The 18,558-nt window shown below is 70.5% G+C and carries 14 protein-coding genes; 10 read left to right on the top strand and 4 right to left on the bottom strand.

What is annotated here, in order from left to right; translation table 11 throughout:
- The first annotated feature begins 16 nt into the window (after nucleotides 1-16).
- Together ACH4TV_RS23840 and ACH4TV_RS23835 are read left to right on the top strand one after the other, a co-directional pair.
- Nucleotides 17-970, top strand: coding sequence for an AraC family transcriptional regulator (locus ACH4TV_RS23840; protein WP_398401240.1), 954 nt, complete (start codon nucleotides 17-19; stop codon nucleotides 968-970).
- 10 nt (nucleotides 971-980) lie between these two features.
- Nucleotides 981-1,670 carry a helix-turn-helix domain-containing protein gene (locus ACH4TV_RS23835; RefSeq protein WP_398401238.1) on the top strand — a complete coding sequence of 230 codons (690 nt, stop codon included), beginning with the start codon at nucleotides 981-983 and terminating at the stop codon, nucleotides 1,668-1,670.
- 62 nt (nucleotides 1,671-1,732) lie between these two features.
- Here ACH4TV_RS23835 and ACH4TV_RS23830 read toward each other — a convergent pair whose 3' ends face one another.
- The 3 genes from ACH4TV_RS23830 to ACH4TV_RS23820 form a co-directional block, all read right to left on the bottom strand.
- Nucleotides 1,733-2,176 carry a VOC family protein gene (locus ACH4TV_RS23830; RefSeq protein WP_398401236.1) on the bottom strand — a complete coding sequence of 148 codons (444 nt, stop codon included), beginning with the start codon at nucleotides 2,174-2,176 and terminating at the stop codon, nucleotides 1,733-1,735.
- 70 nt (nucleotides 2,177-2,246) lie between these two features.
- Complete coding sequence (locus ACH4TV_RS23825; RefSeq protein WP_398401234.1) at nucleotides 2,247-2,777, bottom strand: 2'-5' RNA ligase family protein; 531 nt, start codon at nucleotides 2,775-2,777, stop codon at nucleotides 2,247-2,249.
- Between the two features lie 233 nt (nucleotides 2,778-3,010).
- Nucleotides 3,011-4,054 carry a LacI family DNA-binding transcriptional regulator gene (locus ACH4TV_RS23820; protein ID WP_398401232.1) on the bottom strand — a complete coding sequence of 348 codons (1,044 nt, stop codon included), beginning with the start codon at nucleotides 4,052-4,054 and terminating at the stop codon, nucleotides 3,011-3,013.
- Nucleotides 4,055-4,244: 190 nt separating this feature from the next.
- Between ACH4TV_RS23820 and ACH4TV_RS23815 the strand changes: the two genes are divergently transcribed.
- From ACH4TV_RS23815 to ACH4TV_RS23780, 8 genes are all read left to right on the top strand, one after another.
- A complete protein-coding gene (locus ACH4TV_RS23815) occupies nucleotides 4,245-5,873 on the top strand; it encodes a glycoside hydrolase family 43 protein (RefSeq protein ID WP_398401230.1) in 1,629 nt (542 codons plus the stop codon).
- Between the two features lie 149 nt (nucleotides 5,874-6,022).
- A complete protein-coding gene (locus ACH4TV_RS23810) occupies nucleotides 6,023-7,399 on the top strand; it encodes an extracellular solute-binding protein (RefSeq protein ID WP_398401228.1) in 1,377 nt (458 codons plus the stop codon).
- Nucleotides 7,396-8,409 (top strand): carbohydrate ABC transporter permease, encoded by a 1,014-nt coding sequence (locus tag ACH4TV_RS23805; RefSeq protein ID WP_398401226.1) that lies wholly within the window; start codon nucleotides 7,396-7,398, stop codon nucleotides 8,407-8,409. The genes ACH4TV_RS23810 and ACH4TV_RS23805 overlap by 4 nt, the downstream gene beginning before the upstream one ends.
- Nucleotides 8,406-9,296 (top strand): carbohydrate ABC transporter permease, encoded by an 891-nt coding sequence (locus ACH4TV_RS23800; protein WP_398401224.1) that lies wholly within the window; start codon nucleotides 8,406-8,408, stop codon nucleotides 9,294-9,296. Before ACH4TV_RS23805 ends, ACH4TV_RS23800 begins: the two co-directional genes overlap by 4 nt.
- A gap of 34 nt (nucleotides 9,297-9,330) precedes the next feature.
- The gene (locus ACH4TV_RS23795) at nucleotides 9,331-10,863 is read left to right on the top strand and encodes a glycosyl hydrolase family 28 protein (protein WP_398401222.1); all 1,533 of its coding nucleotides are present in this window, start codon (nucleotides 9,331-9,333) and stop codon (nucleotides 10,861-10,863) included.
- Nucleotides 10,860-14,225, top strand: coding sequence for an alginate lyase family protein (locus ACH4TV_RS23790; RefSeq protein ID WP_398401220.1), 3,366 nt, complete (start codon nucleotides 10,860-10,862; stop codon nucleotides 14,223-14,225). The genes ACH4TV_RS23795 and ACH4TV_RS23790 overlap by 4 nt, the downstream gene beginning before the upstream one ends.
- A gap of 37 nt (nucleotides 14,226-14,262) precedes the next feature.
- A complete protein-coding gene (locus tag ACH4TV_RS23785; RefSeq protein WP_398401218.1) occupies nucleotides 14,263-15,537 on the top strand; it encodes an alginate lyase family protein in 1,275 nt (424 codons plus the stop codon).
- A 113-nt stretch (nucleotides 15,538-15,650) separates the two neighbouring features.
- A complete protein-coding gene (locus tag ACH4TV_RS23780; RefSeq protein WP_398401625.1) occupies nucleotides 15,651-17,273 on the top strand; it encodes a carboxylesterase/lipase family protein in 1,623 nt (540 codons plus the stop codon).
- Between the two features lie 62 nt (nucleotides 17,274-17,335).
- Here the strand turns inward: ACH4TV_RS23780 and ACH4TV_RS23775 are convergent, their stop codons facing one another.
- On the bottom strand, nucleotides 17,336-18,403 hold the full coding sequence (locus tag ACH4TV_RS23775) for a LacI family DNA-binding transcriptional regulator (protein ID WP_398401216.1): 1,068 nt from the start codon (nucleotides 18,401-18,403) through the stop codon (nucleotides 17,336-17,338).
- Between the last annotated feature and the right edge of the window lie 155 nt (nucleotides 18,404-18,558).

Below are 18,558 nucleotides of genomic sequence, written 5' to 3'. Positions count from 1 at the left end.
CGTCTACGCTGGCGCCATGGACGCCCTTGCAGGTCTTCTGGAGGGTCCGCGCGCGCGTGGTGCCTTCATGATCCGCGCGTGTTTCGAGCCGCCGTGGTGTGTGCGCATCGAGGACGAGGCACCCCTGACGGTGATGCTCATGGTGCGCGGTGACGCCTGGATCACCCCGGACGAGGGGGAGGGGCTGCACCTGCGGGCGGGCGACCTGGCCATCGCCCGCGGCCCGGACCCGTACACGTGCGCGGACGACCCCGCGACACCCCCGCAGGCGCTGATCCTGCCGGGCGCCGAATGCCGCTACCCCGACGGCCGTTCGCTGAACGGCGTGATGGACCTGGGCGTACGCACCTGGGGCGACCGCCTCGACGGCTCCGCGGTGATGCTCATCGGCACCTATCTCCTGCAGGGCGAGATCAACGGCCGCCTGCTGGACGCGCTGCCCCCTCTCCTCTCCCTCACCTCGGACGTGTGGCAGTGCCCACTGACCCCGCTCCTGATGGAGGAGGTGGGACGCGACGAACCCGGCCAGGAGGTGGTCCTCGACCGCTTGCTCGACCTGCTGGTCATCGCGGCCCTGCGGGCATGGTTCTCCCGCCCCGAGGCGGCGGCCCCGGCCTGGTACCGGGCGCTGGCGGACCCGGTCGTGGGCCGCGTCCTGCGCCTGGTCCAGGACGACCCGGCCCACCCGTGGACCGTCGCCTCGCTGGCCACCAAGGCGGGGGTGTCCCGGGCCGCCCTGTCCCGCCGCTTCACGGACCTGGTGGGCGAACCCCCGATGACCTACCTCACCGGCTGGCGCCTGGCCATGGCCGCCGACCGGCTGCGCGACACGGACAACACCCTCGACGCGATCGCCCGCCAGGTCGGCTACGGCAGCGCGTTCGCGCTGTCCAGCGCCTTCAAACGGGTGTACGGCGTCAGCCCGCAGGAACACCGGGCGCGCAGGCCGCAGGCCATCACACGGGCGTAACCTTGCGTACGTGTACGAGGAACGGCCCTCCCGACTGCCGGGCGCGGTGGTGTGGACGAACACCCCGGCAATGCCCGGCGCCCGGCCCGTACTGCCCGACGGCTGCATGGACCTCCTGTGGCACGAGGGCCGCCTGCTGGTCGCGGGACCCGACACCCGCGCCTACGTCCCCGAAGGCGCCCCCGCACACTGGGCGGGCATCCGCTTCCACCCGGGCACGGCGCCGGCCCTGCTCGGCGTACCCGCACACGAACTCCGCGACCGGCGCGTCGAGTTGGCCGACCTGTGGGGAGCCACGGAGGTACGCCGCCTGAGCGCACGTGTCGATGCGGCGCCCGACCCGGCGACGGCACTCGAAGAGCTCGCGCTGGAACGGGCGGCGCACACACCCCCGCCCGACCCCCTGCTGAGCGACTTGGTCGAGGCCCTACAATCGGGCCGCCCGGTCGCCCGCACGGCCGACGAACTGGGCCTCAGCGCCCGCCAGTTGCACCGCCGCTCCCTGTCCGCCTTCGGCTACGGCCCCAAAACCCTGGCCCGCATCCTGCGCCTCCAACGCGCACTGGCCCTGGCCAGGAACGGGGTCCCCTTCGCGGAGACGGCGACCCGCACGGGGTACGCGGACCAGGCCCACCTCTCCCGCGACGTACGGGAGTTGGCGGGAATGTCACTGGGGCAACTACTGGGCGGAGGGGGCTGAGAGCGCGCCCCTTAGGGGCGCGGGGAACTGCGCGATCAGCCCCCACCGGGCCCGCGCGTAAATCACTCTGCTTCCCGCGGAGCGAGCGCCGCGAACAGACTGACCCCGTTGCCGTCCGGGTCGAGCACACACGCGTACCGCTGCCCCCATTCGGCATCCCAGGGCTTCAGCTCGCTCCGATACCCCGCGCCCACCAACTCCTCGTACAGGGAGTCCACTTCGGCGGCCGAGCCGCACAGCACGGCCAGCCCGATCCGCCCGCCGCCGCTCGGTGACTGCCACCCGGGGTCGAAGGAACGGATGGTCGCCTCGTTGTCGAGCATCAGCCGCATCCCGCCCGGCAGTTCGGCCTCGACGTGCGGCTGCGTCTCCGCACCCTCGGGAAAGTCGAGCCCGAGCCGCCGGTAGAAGGCGACGGAGGCGGCGAGGTCGGAGGCGACGATGCCGATGGCGTCGAACCGGGGAGTGGGTCGCGGGGTCGGTCGTGAGGATGTCTGTGAAGTCATACGGCCACGCTAGGCGGATCGTCGGACCCCGGTCTTGAACGAATCGGACGCGCGCCGGTACCCCGAGCGTTTACCGGCGGAGCGGGAACGCCATCCGCTGCTGCCACCGGGTGCCGTCGTGCACCACGAGATCGACCGCCGACACACGGGCGGTGAAGGGAAGCCGGCCGTTCAGATCGGCTTCGGCCTCCTCCAGTACCACGAGATCGTCCTGCCGCTGGGCGACGGTGAGATGCGGGACGACATCGTCGAACCTCCCGCCGTACGGCGGGGATTCCGGCCACCGGTCCACGATCGCCTCGGTGAGCCGACGGAACGGCTCGTCCGGCTCCGGCGCGAGATACAGCAGCCCCGGAAGCCGCCCGCAGCGCTCGAACGCGACCTCGAAGGAACGGTGCCGCCCGAACACCTCGCCCAGGGCGGCGAGGGCGGCACCGTCGATCCCCCTCGCCGGCAGAAACGGAAAGAGCACCGTCACATGCGCCGGCACCCCCTCCCTCGCCGCAGGATCAAGCCGCCCCCGCCACTTCCGAACGGCGAACTCCGCCTCCGGAACCCTGACAACGAGCGCCGCCAGCCCCGCCGATGTCCCTGTCACCATCCCTGCCCTCACCTTGAGAAACTGGCGCGGCGCAACCGCGCCCTTCAGGGGCGCGGGGAACTGCGCGACAAGCTCCCACCGCCCCGCAGCCAAAAAACCACCCGCCCCCCGAGCCCTATCCCGCCGGCGAATGAGGAACTGGCGGGGCGAATCCGCGCCCTTCAGGGGCGCGGGGAACTGCGCGACAAGCCCCCACAAGCCCGCAGCCAAAGAACCGCCTGCCCGCCCGACCCCTATCCCGCCGGCACCCCCGTACTCTCCCGCACAACCAACCGCGTAGACAGCTCCGTCCGAACCCCCTCCGGCCGATCCCCCTCCATCATCCGCACCAGCAACCGCAACGCAGTCGCCGCCATCTCCGACAACGGCTGTCGAACCGTCGTCAGCGCCGGCGTCGCCCACCGCGACTCGGGAAGGTCGTCGAAACCGACCACACTGATGTCGTCCGGCACCCTCAACTGCCGCTCCGCCAGGGCCTTGTACACACCGAGCGCCATCTTGTCCGAGCAGACGAAGACCGCCGTCGGCGGCTCGGGGAGGTCGAGGAGCTCCAGCATGCGCCGGTGGGCGACCGTCTCGTCGAAGCTGCCGTACCGAACGTACTCGGGATGCTGGCGCACGCCGGCCGCGACCAGCGCCGAGCGGTAGCCGGCCACCCGGGCGCTGCTGCACATCTTGCGCCGATAGCCGGCGATGACCGCGATGCGTTCGTGGCCCAGGGCCAGCAGGTGCTCGGCCGCCGTCACCCCGCCCTGCCAGTTCGCCGCGCCCACCGACACCACACCCGGCGGCGGCTCCAGCACCGGGTCGATCATCACGAACGGAATGTGGTGCTGGTGGAGCCAGGCGTACTGGGACGGGGTCAGCTCGGCGAGGTTGAACAGGACGCCGGAGGAACCGCGGGTCGTCAGCTTGTCCAGCCAGCCGCGCTCCGGGCGCCCGCCCCGGGTCCGGGTCAGGCCCGCCGACACGACCACCTCAAGACCCGCGTCGTGCGCCGCCTCCTCCACGCCGTGCAGCACCGCGCCCGACCAGGAGCTGTCCAGCGAGTGGACGATCAGATCGACCAGGGCGGGTGCCTTCGCCGCGTCGAAGCGGGGTCTGCGGACATAGCCGAGCCGGTCCAGGGCCTCCGTGACCCGGCGCCGGGTCTCCGGAGCCACGTCCTCCCGCCCGTTCACGACCTTCGAGGCGGTCGGCACGGAGACCCCGGCCTCCCGGGCCACGACCGCCAGCGTGGGCCCGGTCGACGTGGCGCCACCTCCGGTGCGGACCATCTGCAACCGCCTCTCCGCCCCGCCCGAGGGACATCGAAAATTTCGAATAGCGCTGCTCACACGACCGAAACATTGACCGCGTAGCAACCGCTTTCTACATTAAGCCCGCCTCAACGCGGCGTGAAGACATAGGGATTCACCTGATCGCGGCGGACCGAAAATTTCGGAATACCGAACACGAAGGATCTGTATGACCGCGGGCCTCATCCGCAACCCCGTGCTGCCCGGTTTCCACCCGGATCCGAGCATCCTGAGGGTCGGCGCCGACTACTACCTCGCCACGTCCACCTTCGAGTGGTTCCCGGGTGTCCCCGTGCACCACTCGAAGGATCTTGTCCACTGGCGGCCTGCCGGACACATCCTGGACCGCGCCGACCTCCTCGACCTGCGCGGAGTGCCCGACTCGGGCGGAGTGTGGGCGCCCTCGCTGTCGTACCACGAGGGGCGGTTCTGGATGGTCTACAGCATCGTGCGGACCGTCGGCAGTCCCTACAAGGACGTCGACAACTACCTCATGACGGCCGAGTCGATCGACGGCCCGTGGTCGGAGCCGGTCTTCCTGAACTCCTCGGGCTTCGACCCGTCCTTCTTCCACGACGAGGACGGTCGCAGCTGGCTGCTCAACATCCAGTGGGACCCGCGCGAGGGCCGCCCGTCGTTCGCCGGAATCCTGCTCCAGGAGTACGACGCCCACCAGCAGGCCCTGATCGGACAGCCCCGGACGATCCTCACCCACGAGGAGCTGATCGAGGGGCCCAACGTGTACCGGCGGGGCGGCTGGTACTACCTGATGCTCGCCGAGGGCGGCACCGGCTGGAACCACGGCATCCTGATGGCACGCTCGCGTGAACTCGCCGGACCCTACGAACTCGACCCCCAGGGCTCGCTTCTGACGACCCGTGACATTCCGGACTGGCCGTTGCAGAAGGCCGGCCATGGGGAGTTGGTGTGCACGGAGGCGGGGGAGTGGTATCTCGCCCATCTGGCGTCGCGTCCCGTGAGCACCCCCGAAGGGCCGCGCTGCGTGCTCGGGCGGGAGACCTGTCTGCAACGGGTGACGTGGACGGAGGACGGCTGGCTGCGACTGGCCGACGGGGGACGCAGGCCCAGCCTGGAGGTCGAGGCACCCCAGGACACGGAAGCGTCAACCGGCGTTCCGGCGGCGGCTGTTGAGCGCGACGACTTCGACACCTCCACCCTGCCCGGCCACTGGAGCACCCTGCGCGTCCCCGCCGCCCCCGACTGGCTCACCCTCACCGAGCGGCCCGGTCATCTGCGGCTGCGCGGCCGGCAGAGCCCGCACTCCAAGTACGACCAGAGTCTGCTCGCGCGACGGCTGATCTCGGTGCGCTGCGAGGTGACGACGGTGGTCGACTTCCGCCCCGCCCACTTCAGCCAACTGGCGGGCCTGATCTGCTGGTACGACACCACCCAGCACTACTATCTGCGCCTCACCCACGCCGAGGGCAGGGGCAGAGTGCTGGGCATCGTCCTCACCGACGACGGGACGTACGGGGAACTCCCGGACTCCCCACTCGACGTCGACGACTGGCCGTCGGTCCATCTGCGGGCCCGCTTCGACGGCGCCGAACTCCGCTTCTCCGCCTCCCCGGACGGCATCGACTGGCAGCCGGTCGGGCCGCTCCTCGACGCGAGCAGACTCTCCGACGACTACGGCGAACGGCTGCGCTTCACCGGCGCGTTCGTCGGCATCTGCGCCCAGGACCTGGGCGGTACCCGCACCCCGGCGGACTTCGACTGGTTCGAGGTACGGGAGCTCGGCGACCCGCCACCTGTCGGCAACCGGTTGTCCGACTGACCGCCGAGCAGTCTTTTCGAAAGTCGGCGCAGAGTCTTGACGTGGTTTCTGGACAGGAAGAAGCTCTGCCTCGACACCATGACAACCGGTTGTCACGCGGAGCCGTTGGCCGATATCTCACACACGTCACAGCAGGAGGTGATGCGTTCATGCACGCACAGTCCAGTGCCCACCCTGGCCCGAGCCCGGCCCCGAGCCCGAGCCGCCGCCGGTTTCTCGCCCTCGCGGCGGCGGGCGGTACGGCGGTCGGCGCGACGACGCTGAGCGGCTGCGCCCTGAAGGTCGCCGGCGCGGCCACGGGCGGTGGTGAATCCATCACCATGATGGTCAAACTCGACGACGTGTCCACGGAGTTGATCCAGCAGGCGCAGCGGGAACTGGGCATCGGCATCACCGTGGTGCAGGACGACATCACCCGGCTGATCGCCATGCTCACCAGCGGCAACCCGCCCGACCTGGTGCGCGGCGTCGGCGCCCTGGACGCGCCGTTCTTCGCGGCCCGGGGCGTCGCCGAGAACCTGGACCCGTACTTCGCCGGCTCCTCCGTCCTCAGGGTCGAGGATCTCGATCCGGCCAACGACCTGTGGCGGTTCGACGGCACGACGCAGGGCAGGGGCCCCCGCTACGGCATGGCGAAGGACTTCTCCCAGGACGCGATGTTCTGGTTCAACACCGAGCAGTTCGACCGGGCGGGCGTCGAGCCCCCCTCCGAGACCGAACCGACCACGTACGAGGAGTGGCTGGAGAAGGCCGAGCGGCTGGTCGTACGGAAGAACGGCCAGACCACCGTCTACGGCGGCAGCTACAACGGGGTGAACCTCTGCATCCTGCTGACGAACCTGGTCGCCGCCGCCGGAGGCAGCCTCTTCTCCGCGGACTTCACCCGGGTCGACTTCACCACCCCCGAGGCCCGCAGGGCCCTGACCTGGTACGTCGACTACGCCAGGGCCAGAGTCGGACCGAGCCTCATCCAGCCCAACCCCGACACCTGGGACGGGCCCACCTATGTCGCGAACCGGATGGCCATGTCGGGCAGCGGCTACTGGCTGGGCGGCATGATCAACGCCGAGCCGAAGATCGCGGAGGTGTCCCGGCTCGCCCCCGCCCCCGTCTTCGAGGGCGGCCCCCGGCTCAGCTCCTGCCAGGCCGGCACGGGCATGTGGATGCCGAAGAAGGCGCGGAACAAGGACGCCGCCTGGCGGGTCTTCGAGTGGTTCTTCGGCGAGGGGCCGGCCAAGGCCCGCGCGTCGGGCGGCTGGGGCATCCCGACGCTGAAGTCGCTGCGGCCGCTGATGCCGCAGAAGGAGGACTACCAGAAACGTGTCTTCGCGGTGCAGGAGGCCGAGTTGAAGCACTTCTCGGTGACGCCCTTCACCCCGTACGCCAAGTGGGACGCGCTCGAGGCCCTCATCAACCAGGTCATGCCGGCCGCGATGAACGGTCGGATGTCCGTCGACACCCTCGCGGGACGCCTCAACTCCTCGGTCAACGAGCAGCTGAAGCGCGGTAAGGAGCAGGTGGGATGAGCGTCCGCCAGATCCCGGAAGCCGTACAGCGGCCCCGGCCCACCATCCGCGCTGGTGCCGCCCGCCCCGGAGCCGTCCGCGCCGGCGACCCGCCCCGGACGTCCGTGACCGCCCGCAGGCACCGGGCGTTCTACATGTTCACCGCGCCCTGGATCATCGGCTTCCTGCTGCTGACCGTCGGGCCGATGGCGTACGCGCTGTGGCTGAGTTTCACCACCTTCGACGGGATCTCCCCCCACTGGAGCTTCGTCGGCTTCGACAACTACCGCGAACTGCTGTCCGACCAGGTGACATGGGACTCGCTGAGCCGGACCGGGGTGTTCGCTCTCACCTCGGTGCCGCTGTCGATCATCGCCGGGCTCGGGCTGGCGGTCCTGGTCAACCGCCCGATGAAGGCGCGGGGCCTGTGGCGCACGCTGCTCTATCTGCCGGCCGTGGTGCCGCCGGTGGGCGCCGGCCTCGTCTTCAAGACGCTGTTCAACCGTGACTCGGGCGCCGCCAACGGCGTACTGAACCTCGGCGGCATCGACGCCGTCGCCTGGCTGGACGACCCGTACGCCCGTTACGTGATCCTGATGGCGGTGCTGTGGGGCGCCGGAAACGTCATGATCATCTCGCTGGCCGGGCTTCAGGACGTACCCCGCGAACTCCACGAGGCCGCCCGGATCGACGGCGCGAGCGCCTGGCGGACCTTCCGCAGCATCACCGTGCCGCTGCTCTCACCGGTGCTGCTGTTCCAGGCCGTCACCGGGATGATCGCCTCGGTCCAGACGATCATGCCGCTGCTGATCGCCGCGGACGCGACACCCAAGGGCGTCACCGCGATCCCGCAGACCAACTACATGTACATGATGCACGTGTTCGCGGAGTACTTCGCGCTCGGCCGCTACGGCTACGCCTCCGCGCTCCTGTGGGTCCTCTTCGTCCTGATCCTCATCGCGACCGGTCTGATCTTCAGGCTCACCTCCGGTGTGGTGTTCTACAACGTCGAGCCGGAGGCGAAGAAGTGACCACCGCCACCACCGTGACCACCTCTGCTGTCCCGCCCGAGACCACCGACCCCGCGGTGCGGGTGCGGATACGCACGACCCGCCTCGTCCTCTACACCGTCCTCGTCGTGATCACCGGCCTGATGATCGGCCCCTTCGGCTGGCTGATCATCACCGGTCTGAAGACCACGCCCGAACTCGCCGCCTCCCCGGTGCACTGGCTGCCGGACACCTTCCAGTGGCACAACTTCGCCGACGCCTTCACCCAGATCGACTTCTTCGGCTACGCCCGCAACAGCCTCATCATCGCCCTGATCTACGCCACCCTCGTCACCGTCAGCTCCGCCTGGGTCGGCTTCGGTTTCGCCCGGCTGGACGCGCCCGGCAAGAAGGTGCTGTTCGGCATCCTGCTCGGCTCGATGATGCTGCCCCAGATGATCACGCTGTTCCCGACCTACCTCATCTTCGCCAAGGTCGGCATGGTCGACACGTACTGGCCGTGGGTGCTGTGGGGACTGTCGGCGGCCCCTTATCTGGTCTTCCTCTTCCGGCAGTTCTTCGCCGGGCTGCCCCGGGAGCTGGAGGAGGCCGCGATCATCGACGGCTGCGGTTACGCGACCATCTTCTGGCGGATCTTCCTGCCGCAGTCCCGGCCCGTGCTGGCCGCGAGCTTCGTCATCGCCTTCACCTGGAGCTGGGGCGACTTCATCGCGCCGATGCTGCTGCTGTCCAGCGACCGCACCACGCTCTCCGTCGCGATCATGACGCAGTACGTCACCCCGGGCGGGCTCCCGGTCAACAACCTGCTGGCCGCCGGGTCCGTGATGTACGTCGTGCCGATCCTGCTGATCTTCCTGATCGCCCAGCGCGGCTTCGTCGCCGGGATGTCCACCACAGGCCTGAAGTAGTCCCTCTTCCCGAACCTTTTGCAAGGAGTTGCGCATGAACACGCCCCTGTCACGCCGGACCACCCTCCAGGCCGCCGGTGTCATCGCTGCCGCCGGCCTGGCCAGCAGCATCGCGGGCACCGCACAGGCCGCCACGGCGGAGGAGACCGGCACCACCGGCGACAGCGTGGTCATCCACCCGACGCTTCCGAAGGTGCCTGTCAACAACTCCTTCACCGTCAAGGTCCGGCCGCTCGGCGGCACCTGGCAGAAGCTCGGCGTCTACCTCGCCAAGCTCGCACTGATCGACGCGAACACCGGCAGCAACAAGGCCCAGAACTCCTCCTGGGCCGCCTTCGACTTCTCCGGCACCGTCGAGGTCGAGGTCACGTACAACCCGGGCGGCGGCGAGAAGGTCCGCATCCGCCCGGACTCGTACGGCATCAAGCCCGAGGTGCTCGGCAGCACCGCGCGCTTCACCCTGGACCAGCCCCGCAACCTGGTCGTCCAGATCGACGACAAGATCTTCGACTGCCTGCACCTGCTCGCGAACCCGATCGAGAAGAACGTGCCCGCCGAGGGTGACAAGAAGGTCATGTACTTCGGGCCCGGTCTGCACACCCACCCCGACCGGACGCTGAAGGTGCCCGACGGCACGACCGTCTACCTGGCCGCCGGCGCCGTCCTCACCTCGGCCGTGATCTTCGAGAACGTGGAGAACGCCCGGCTGATCGGCCGCGGCGTGATCTATGACACGCCCGGCGGCGCGGTCTTCGTCCGCAAGTGCGAGAACGTCACGATCGACGGCGTCACGATCCTCAACCCCCGGTACGAGAACATCCGGGTCGCCGAGTGCCAGAACCTCACCATCAAGAACGTGCGCGCCTTCAGCCACCAGGGCTGGGGTGACGGCATCCAGCTCTACTGCTCCGAGAACGTCACGATCGACGGCTGCTTCCTGCGCACCTCCGACGACTGCGTCGCCCTCTACACCCACCGCTGGGACTTCTACGGCGACACCCGCAACATCACCGTCAAGAACTGCTCCCTCTGGGCCGACGTCGCCCACCCGATCAACATCGGCGTGCACGGCAACTCCGACACCCCCGAGATGCTGGAGAACCTGCGCTACGAGAACATCGACATCCTCGACCACCGCGAGCCGCAGGTGACCTACCAGGGCGCCATCGCCTTCATGGTCGGCGACAGCAACATCGTCCGGGACGTCAGGTTCGACAACATCCGCGTGGAGGACTTCCGCTGGGGCCAGCTCATCCACATGCGGGTCGAGTACAACCCGAAGTACAACACCTCGGCAGGCAGCGGCATCGAGTCCGTCTACATCAAGGACCTCAGCTACAACGGCAAGAACGCCGACCTCTCGATCATCGCCGGCCTCGACGCGGAGCACGCGATCAAGGACGTCACCTTCGAGAATCTCCGCGTCAACGGCAGGGTGATCGCCGACAGCACGGGCAAGCCGAAGTGGTACCTGGCCTCGGACGGCGTGCCCATGTTCGTCAACGAGCACGTGACGAACCTCAAGTTCCTCACCACCGCCGAGGCCGAGGCGGCCGCGACCTCATGACAACCTCCCCACTCGGCCGCCGGGGCTTCCTCGGCCTCGGCGGCGGCGGTGCCGCGGCCCTGCTGCTGGCATCGGGCGCGACCGGCCTCGCCGTGCCCGGCCCGGCCTGGGCGGCGGCCCGGCAACGGTCCTTCACCCACCCCGGGCTGCTGCACAGCGCCACCGACCTGACCCGGATGAGGGAAGCGGTCACGGCCAGGCAATCCCCGGTGTACGAGGGCTACTTGGCGCTCGCCGCCCACGCCCGCTCCAAGTCGACGTACACCGTGCAGAACACCGGCCAGATCACCTCCTGGGGCCGTGGCCCGTCCAACTTCATGAACCAGGCCGTCGCCGACTCGGCCGCCGCCTACCAGAACGCCCTCATGTGGTGTGTGACCGGCGTCCGCGCCCACGCCGACAAGGCCCGCGACATCCTGAACGCCTGGTCGGCCTCACTCACCGCCGTCACCGGCGCCGACGGACCGCTCGGCGCCGGCCTCCAGGCCTTCAAGTTCGTCAACGCGGCCGAACTCCTGCGCCACGGCGGCGACTACGACGGCTGGGCCGACGCGGACATCGCCGCCTGCGAGGCCTCGTTCCTCGACGTCTGGTATCCGGCGGTGTCCGGATACATGCTCTACGCCAACGGCAACTGGGACCTGACGGCACTTCAGACCATCCTGGCCATCGGCGTGTTCTGCGAGGAGCCGACCCTCTTCGAGGACGCCCTGCGGTTCGCGGCGGCCGGCGCCGGCAACGGCAGCGTCCGCCACCGCATCGTCACCGACGCCGGCCAGGGCCAGGAGAGCGGCCGGGACCAGGGCCACGAACAACTCGCCGTCGGCCTGCACGCCGACGCCGCCCAGGTCGCCTGGAACCAGGGCGTCGACCTGTATGGCCACGACGGCAACCGCCTCCTCGCCAACGTCGAGTACGCCGCCCGCTACAACCTGGGCAACGCCGTCCCCTTCACCCCCGACCTCGACCGCACCGGCAAGTACATCAAGGCGGCGGTGTCCGAGAAGGTCCGCGGCAACCTGCCCCCGATCTACGAGATGGCGTACGCGCACTACACGGGCGTACGCGGCCTCGACGCCCCCTACACGAAGGCCGCCGTCTTCCGGGGCACCGGCGGCGCCCGTTTCGTGGAGGGCAGCAACGACGACCTGCCGAGCTGGGGCACCCTGACCTTCGCGGGCACGACGCCCCCCGCCCCGACCGCGCCCACCGCTCCGGCGGGCGTCACGGCACTGGGCGCGGACAGTACGGTCACCGTCTCCTGGGTGCCGTCCGCGTGGGCGACCGGCTACACGGTCCGGCGGGCCACGCGCCCCGAGGGCCCGTACGAGACGATCGCCGACGCGGTGACCACCGACACGTACACGGACCGGGACGCGCACGGAGGCCGGACCTACTACTACACGGTCCTCGCCGCCAACTCCCTTGGTACGAGCGGTATTTCGGGCTGGGCGGCGGCAAGCTCCGGCCTGCCCGTGCCCTGGTCGAGCCAGGACGTGGGGGAGGTGCGCGTCCCCGGCTCGGCGGTCTTCGACGGCGAACGGTTCGTGCTGGAGGCGGGCGGGACAGCGGACAGCCACCGGTTCGCGTATCTGCCCCTGCGCGGCGACGGCACGGTCACCGCACGGATCGTGTGGCCGCTCAGCTCCCAGTACTCCAAGATCGGCGTCACCCTGCGCGGCTCCCTCGACGCCGCCGCCCCGCACGCGTCGATGCTGGTCCAGGGCCTGCCGCTGCACACCTGGAGCGGTGTCTGGACCGTACGCCCGGCGGCCGGAGCGGCGGTCTCCGCCACCGGCAGCACGCCCGTACCGCCCTCGCAGCAGCAGACGATCACCACGGCCGCGTCCTTCCCGATCTCCGACCTGGGCACGCTCCCCGAATCGGCGACCCCGCTGGAAGCCCCCTACGTCGAAGGTGCCGGCGACGGCTACCGGCTGCGGGCCCCCTACTGGGTGCGCGTCGAACGCAGCGGCCGCCGCTGTACGGGGTCCATCTCCCCGGACGGCGAACACTGGACCCAAGTCGGTTCCACCGAGGTCGAGTTGGGGCGCACGGTGTACGCCGGACTCGCCCTCACGTCCTCCCTGGGCGTCGACGCCGAGTACGCCGAGTACGCCGAGACCGGCACCGGCGCCTTCGACAACGTCCACGTGACGTCCGTGTCAGGATCCGTCTGGTGCGTGCCACGCCCCCGGCGCACCGCCACCGATCTGCGGGCGACCACTGCCGCCGACGCCGTCGAGCTGGCGTGGACCGACCCCGACCTGTCGGCGCGGTACACGGTGCTGCGGGCCACGCGTCCCGAGGGCCCGTACGAGAGGGTCGCCACCGACGTCGGACCGGTCGGCTTCGGCACCCGCGTGCGGTACGCGGACGCCACCGGGACGCCAGGACGGACGTACCACTACGCCGTCGCGAAAACGAACTCCGCTGGCAGCGGGCCGCGTTCGGCACCGGCCGCCGTCGTGATGCCGACACCGTCGGTCCCGCAGGCACTGTCGGCGGGCGCGGCCTTCGCCAACGTGGGCGTCCCGTTCCGGCACCTGATCCGGGCCTCCCACGAACCCGTGCGGTTCGCCGCCGCCGGGCTGCCGAAGGGGCTGACCGTGGACCGGCGTACCGGCCTCGTCTCCGGAACGCCCGCCGAGAACGGGGAGTTCACCGTCACCACGGCCGCGGGCAACGCCTCCGGCACGGCGACGGCTCCCCTCACGCTCACCGTCTCCGCCCCGCCGCCCGCCCCCTGGACGTACGGCGACCTCGGTGATGTCGTCGTCGACGAACGGGAGTTGGGGACCTACGGCGTGGTCGCCGTACGCACACCCGGCTCGACCTCGTACGAGAACGACGGGGGCGGGACCTTCGTCGTACGCGGCGCCGGGACCGATCTGAACGTCAACGGGCAAGGGATGACCGGGCAGTTCGTCCGGCAACCGGTCACCGGGGACAGTGTCCTCACCGCCCGGCTGGTCTCCCGTACCGGCGCCACGGCCGCCGACCGGGTCGGGCTGCTGATGGCCAAGTCCCTCTCGCCGTTCGACCAGGCGGCCGGAGCGATCGTCACCGGCGGTACCACCGCACAGCTGATGCTGCGCAAGACGGTGGCGGGGGCGTCGGCCTTCACGGGAACCGCCACCACAACCGCCCAACTCCCCACCCTGCTACGGCTGAAGCGCACCGGGACCGCCTTCTCCGCAGCCTTCTCCACCGATGACGGCGTCAGCTGGACCCCCCTCGCCGAGGGAGAGATCCCCGGCTTCGGCGACGCCCCCTACTACGTGGGCCTCGTGGTCTGCTCCCGCGACCCCCTGGCCCGCTGCACCTCGGTCTTCGACGAGGTGAGCATCACCCCCACCTGAATCCCCAGAATCACCCTGGGATTGGAGATGCATCGCAATGAGCCGCGAACTCCCCCACACCCTGCACACCCGCCAAATACCTGACAGCAAGCCCGAGTTGAGCCGCCGGGGACTTCTCAAGTCCGCCGGTGGTCTCACCGCCGCCCTCGCCGTAGGCGCTTCGGCCGCCGCGCTCACGGCCCCCTCCGCACAGGCCGCGCCCGCGACCTTCACCCACCCCGGCATGCTGCACGCCTACGGCGAACTCAACCGCGCCAAGGTCCGGGTCGCCGCCGGCAACGACCCCTGGCTCTCCGGCTGGAACCGCCTCACCGCCAACTCCCACTCGGCGTCGACCTGGACGCCCCGTCCGCAGGCCACCATCGTCCGGGGCGGCACCGGCGAGAACTACACCCTCCTCTACAACGACATCCACGCCGCCTACCAGAACGCCCTGCGCTGGAAGGTCGCGGGCACGACGGCGAACGGCGACAAGGCGGTGGCGATCCTCAACGCCTGGTCGTCCACCCTCACCAGCGTCACCGGCAACGCCGACCGCTTCCTGGCCGCCGGCATCTACGGCTACCAGCTCGCCAACGCCGCCGAACTCATGCGCGGCTACAGCGGGTTCGATCTCGACCGGTTCAAGACGATGATGCTCAACGTCTTCTACCCCCTCAACAACCAGTTCCTCACCGGCCACAACGACGCCTGCATCACCAACTACTGGGCCAACTGGGACCTCTGCAACATGAACTCGATCCTCGCGATCGGGATCCTGTGCGACGACGCGGCCAAGTACGACCAGGCCGTCAACTACTTCAAGACCGGCGCGGGCAACGGCTCCATCGCCCACGCCGTCCCGTACCTCTACACCGACTCCGACGGCTATGCCCTCGGCCAGTGGCAGGAGTCCGGACGCGACCAGGGGCACACCATGATGGGCATGGGCCAGATGGGTGCCTTCTGCGAGATGGCCTGGTCCCAGGGCGACGACCTGTACGGCTACGACAGCAACCGGTTCATGAAGGCCGCCCAGTACGTCGCCAAGTACAACCTGGGCAACGACGTCCCGTTCACCACCTACACCTGGGGCACCGGCCAGAACTGCTCCCAGCAGTCGCACACCGTGGTCTCCAGCGCGAGCCGGGGCCAGGTCCGCCCGGTCTGGGACATCCTCTACTACCACTACGCCAAGCGGCGCGGCCTGTCCGTCCCGTACATCCAGGCGATGGCCGAGAGCGTCCGTCCCGAGGGCGGGGGAGGTGACTACGGCACGACGAGCGGCGGCTTCGACCAGCTCGGTTTCGGCACCCTGATGTACGCCAAATAGCCCCTCCTCGGCTCCCTGCGCGGGAATACCGGCAGGTCATGTGTTGCTCTGATCTGAACGGTTCACGAGCGGCGACGCGCGAGGGAGCTGGTGGGCGGATGACGGCGGAGCAGATGACGACAGAAGCGACGGAACCCGTCGTGCGGACGCCCTACGGGGACGTCCGCGGAAGATACGAGGGCGACGGGATCGCCGTGTTCCGCGGCATCCCGTACGCCGCACCGCCCTTCGGCCCCCGCCGGTTCAGGCCGCCCGTGCCGCCCACCCCCTGGGACGGGGTGCGCGACGCGGGCGGCTTCGGTCCCACCGCGCCGCAACCGCCGTACTCCGAGACCTTCGCCCGGCTGCTGTCGGACCCGGTGGTGCCCGGCGACGACTGTCTCAACCTCAACGTCTGGACACCGGAGCCCGGCCGCGGGGCCCGCCTCCCGGTCATGGTGTGGTTCCACGGCGGCGCCCTGACCCGCGGCTCCTCGGCCGTGCCCGTCTACGACGGCCACGCCTTCGCCCGCGACGGCGTCGTCCTCGTCTCCGTCAACTACCGTCTGGGCGTGGAGGGTTACGGCCTCTTCCCGGACGCACCGCCGAACGCCGGCCTGCGCGACCAGCTCGCCGCGCTGGAGTGGGTGCGGGCGTCCGTCGCGGCCTTCGGCGGCGACCCCGACCGGGTCACCGTCTTCGGCCAGTCCGCCGGCGCGATCAGCATCGGTGCGCTCCTCGCCTCCCCCCGGGCCCAGGGGCTCTTCCGGCGGGCGGTGCTCCAGAGCGGGGCGCCCGAGGCGAGCGACCGCGACAAGGTACGGCGGATGGTGCGCCGGATGGCGGCCCGGCTGAAGATCCCCGCGACCGCCGAGGCCTTCGCCGCCGTCGACCGGGAGCTGCTGCTGCGCGTCCAGGGCGAGGTCGGACGGCTGAGCAGCCCGGTCCTGGGCGGACCCGCCTTCGGCATCGTCGTCGACGGCGACCTCGTACCCCGCGACCCCCTGGAGGCCCTGGCCGAAGGCGTGGCCGCCGACGTCGACCTGCTGCTGGGCTGGACCCGGGACGAGTACCGGCTGTGGCTGGTGCCGGGCGGGCTCGTCGAGCGCGTCGACCGGCTCGGTCCGGTCGCCCCGGCCGGCGCCATGGCCCGCTGCCACTGCGGCCCCGAGGTCCCGCGCGGCTACCGCACCCTGCACCCCGGAGCCGGCACCGCCGACCTCGTCGGCCAGCTGGTCACCGACCACCTGCTCCGCGTCCCGCTGCACCGGCTCGCGGACACCCGTACGGAGGGTACGAAGGGCACGGAGCGTACGAAGGGCTCGTCACCGGCGTACGTGTACGAGTTCGCCTGGCCGTCCGCCAAGCCCGGCCTGGGCGCCTGCCACGCCCTCGAACTGGGATTCGTGTTCGACACCCGCCATACCCCCGAGTCGGCCAAACTCGCGGGCGAGGGCGCCCCGCAGGACCTCGCCGACGCCATGCACACCGCGTGGCTGCGTTTCGCCGTCGACGGCGACCCGGGCTGGCAGCCCTGGGACACCTCGCACCCGGTGCGGATCTTCGGCGACGGCGACCCGCACACCGTACGGGGCCCACGGGACCGCGAACTGGCCCTGTGGGCGGCCGACCGCACCCCCGCCGCTCCGGCACCTGTCCCGGCATCGGCCCCGCCACCCCGTTCGCGCATGCGAGCCGTGGAAGCCCGGTCGGTCGTACGACGGCTCCGCCTCCCCGGCAGCGTCCCGCGCCGCTGACCACCGGCAGCCCCAGGTGGCAGAACTGCTCCCCGCGAGCATGGTTCAGCGGTGAGCCGCGGTCACCGCTGAACGACCGCCGCCACCGAGTTCCGTACGACGACATGCGTGCCCAGCAGCAGGTGCTCGTCCGGGCCGTCCGGGGTGCGGCCGAGGGCGGTGCGGACGGCGAGGCGGCCCAGTTCCTCATAGGGGACGTGGACCGTGGTGAGCGCCGGGTGCAGGTCGCGGGCGAACGGGATGTCGTCGTACCCGACCAGCGAGACGTCACCGGGCACCGAGAGGCCGGCCTCGTGGAGGGCGGTCAGCGCACCGGCGGCGACCATGTCGGTGGCGGCCATCACCGCCGTGAACTCCAGCCCCTGGGACAGAGCCCGGCGCATCAGACGGTGGCCCGAGTCGCGGGTGAAGTCGCCGTGCAGACGCAGCGCCGGGTCGGGTTCCAGGCCGCGCGCACGGTGGGCGGCGGTGTAGCCGCGTTCGCGGCCCTGGGCGGTGGTGTGGTCGGGGTGGCCGCCGAGGAAGAGGACGCGCTGGTGGCCCTGGGCCAGGACGTGGGCGCACAGGGCGTAAGCGCCGCCCTCGTTGTCGTACTCGATGACGGTGACCGGCGTACCGGGAGCCAGCGGCGGCCGGCCGCACAGCACCAGCCGGGAACCGGCGGAGGCCAGGGAATCGGCGATGCGGGCCATCCGGGAGCGGTACTCGGGGGTGTCGGCGGTGCCGCCGACCAGGATCACGGCGGCGGCGCGCTGGGCGCGCATCATCTCGACGAACTCCAGTTCGTGCACGGTGTCACCGTCCGTGCTGCACACCAGGCAGAGGTGGCCTAGCCGGGTCGCCTCGCGCTCCACGCCGTGCGCCATGTGCGCGAACGACGGGCCGGTGATGTCGTCGAGGACGAAGGCGAGCGTGGGCGTCCCCACACCGGCGACCGCCTTGGCGCGCGCGTCGGCGACGTAGTCCAGTTCACGCACCGCCCGCATGACGCTGGTGCGGGTCGCGACGCTCACCGGATAGTCGCCACCGAGCACCCGGGACACCGTGGACGCGGACACCCCGGCGCGGGCCGCCACATCGCGGATCGTGCTGCGCGTGGCGCTGTCCCCGGTGGTGCTCTTCCTCGTCATCGTGCCCGCCCCCTGTCCGTGGGACCTGCGGCAACACCTCGGCAACCGGTTCCCGTCCGGAGGCTAGCAGTGGACGCGAACGGGCGGGAGCCGCAGAACGAGGGCCCGGAAACCGAAACTTTCACCGCCACCCGTGGCTGTGGCCAGGGGCGCCC

The organism is Streptomyces sp. NPDC020898 (assembly GCF_044333925.1).
In the GTDB taxonomy this organism is placed as follows: Bacteria; Actinomycetota; Actinomycetes; order Streptomycetales; family Streptomycetaceae; genus Streptomyces.
This window is presented reverse-complemented; position numbering and strand designations above follow the sequence as displayed.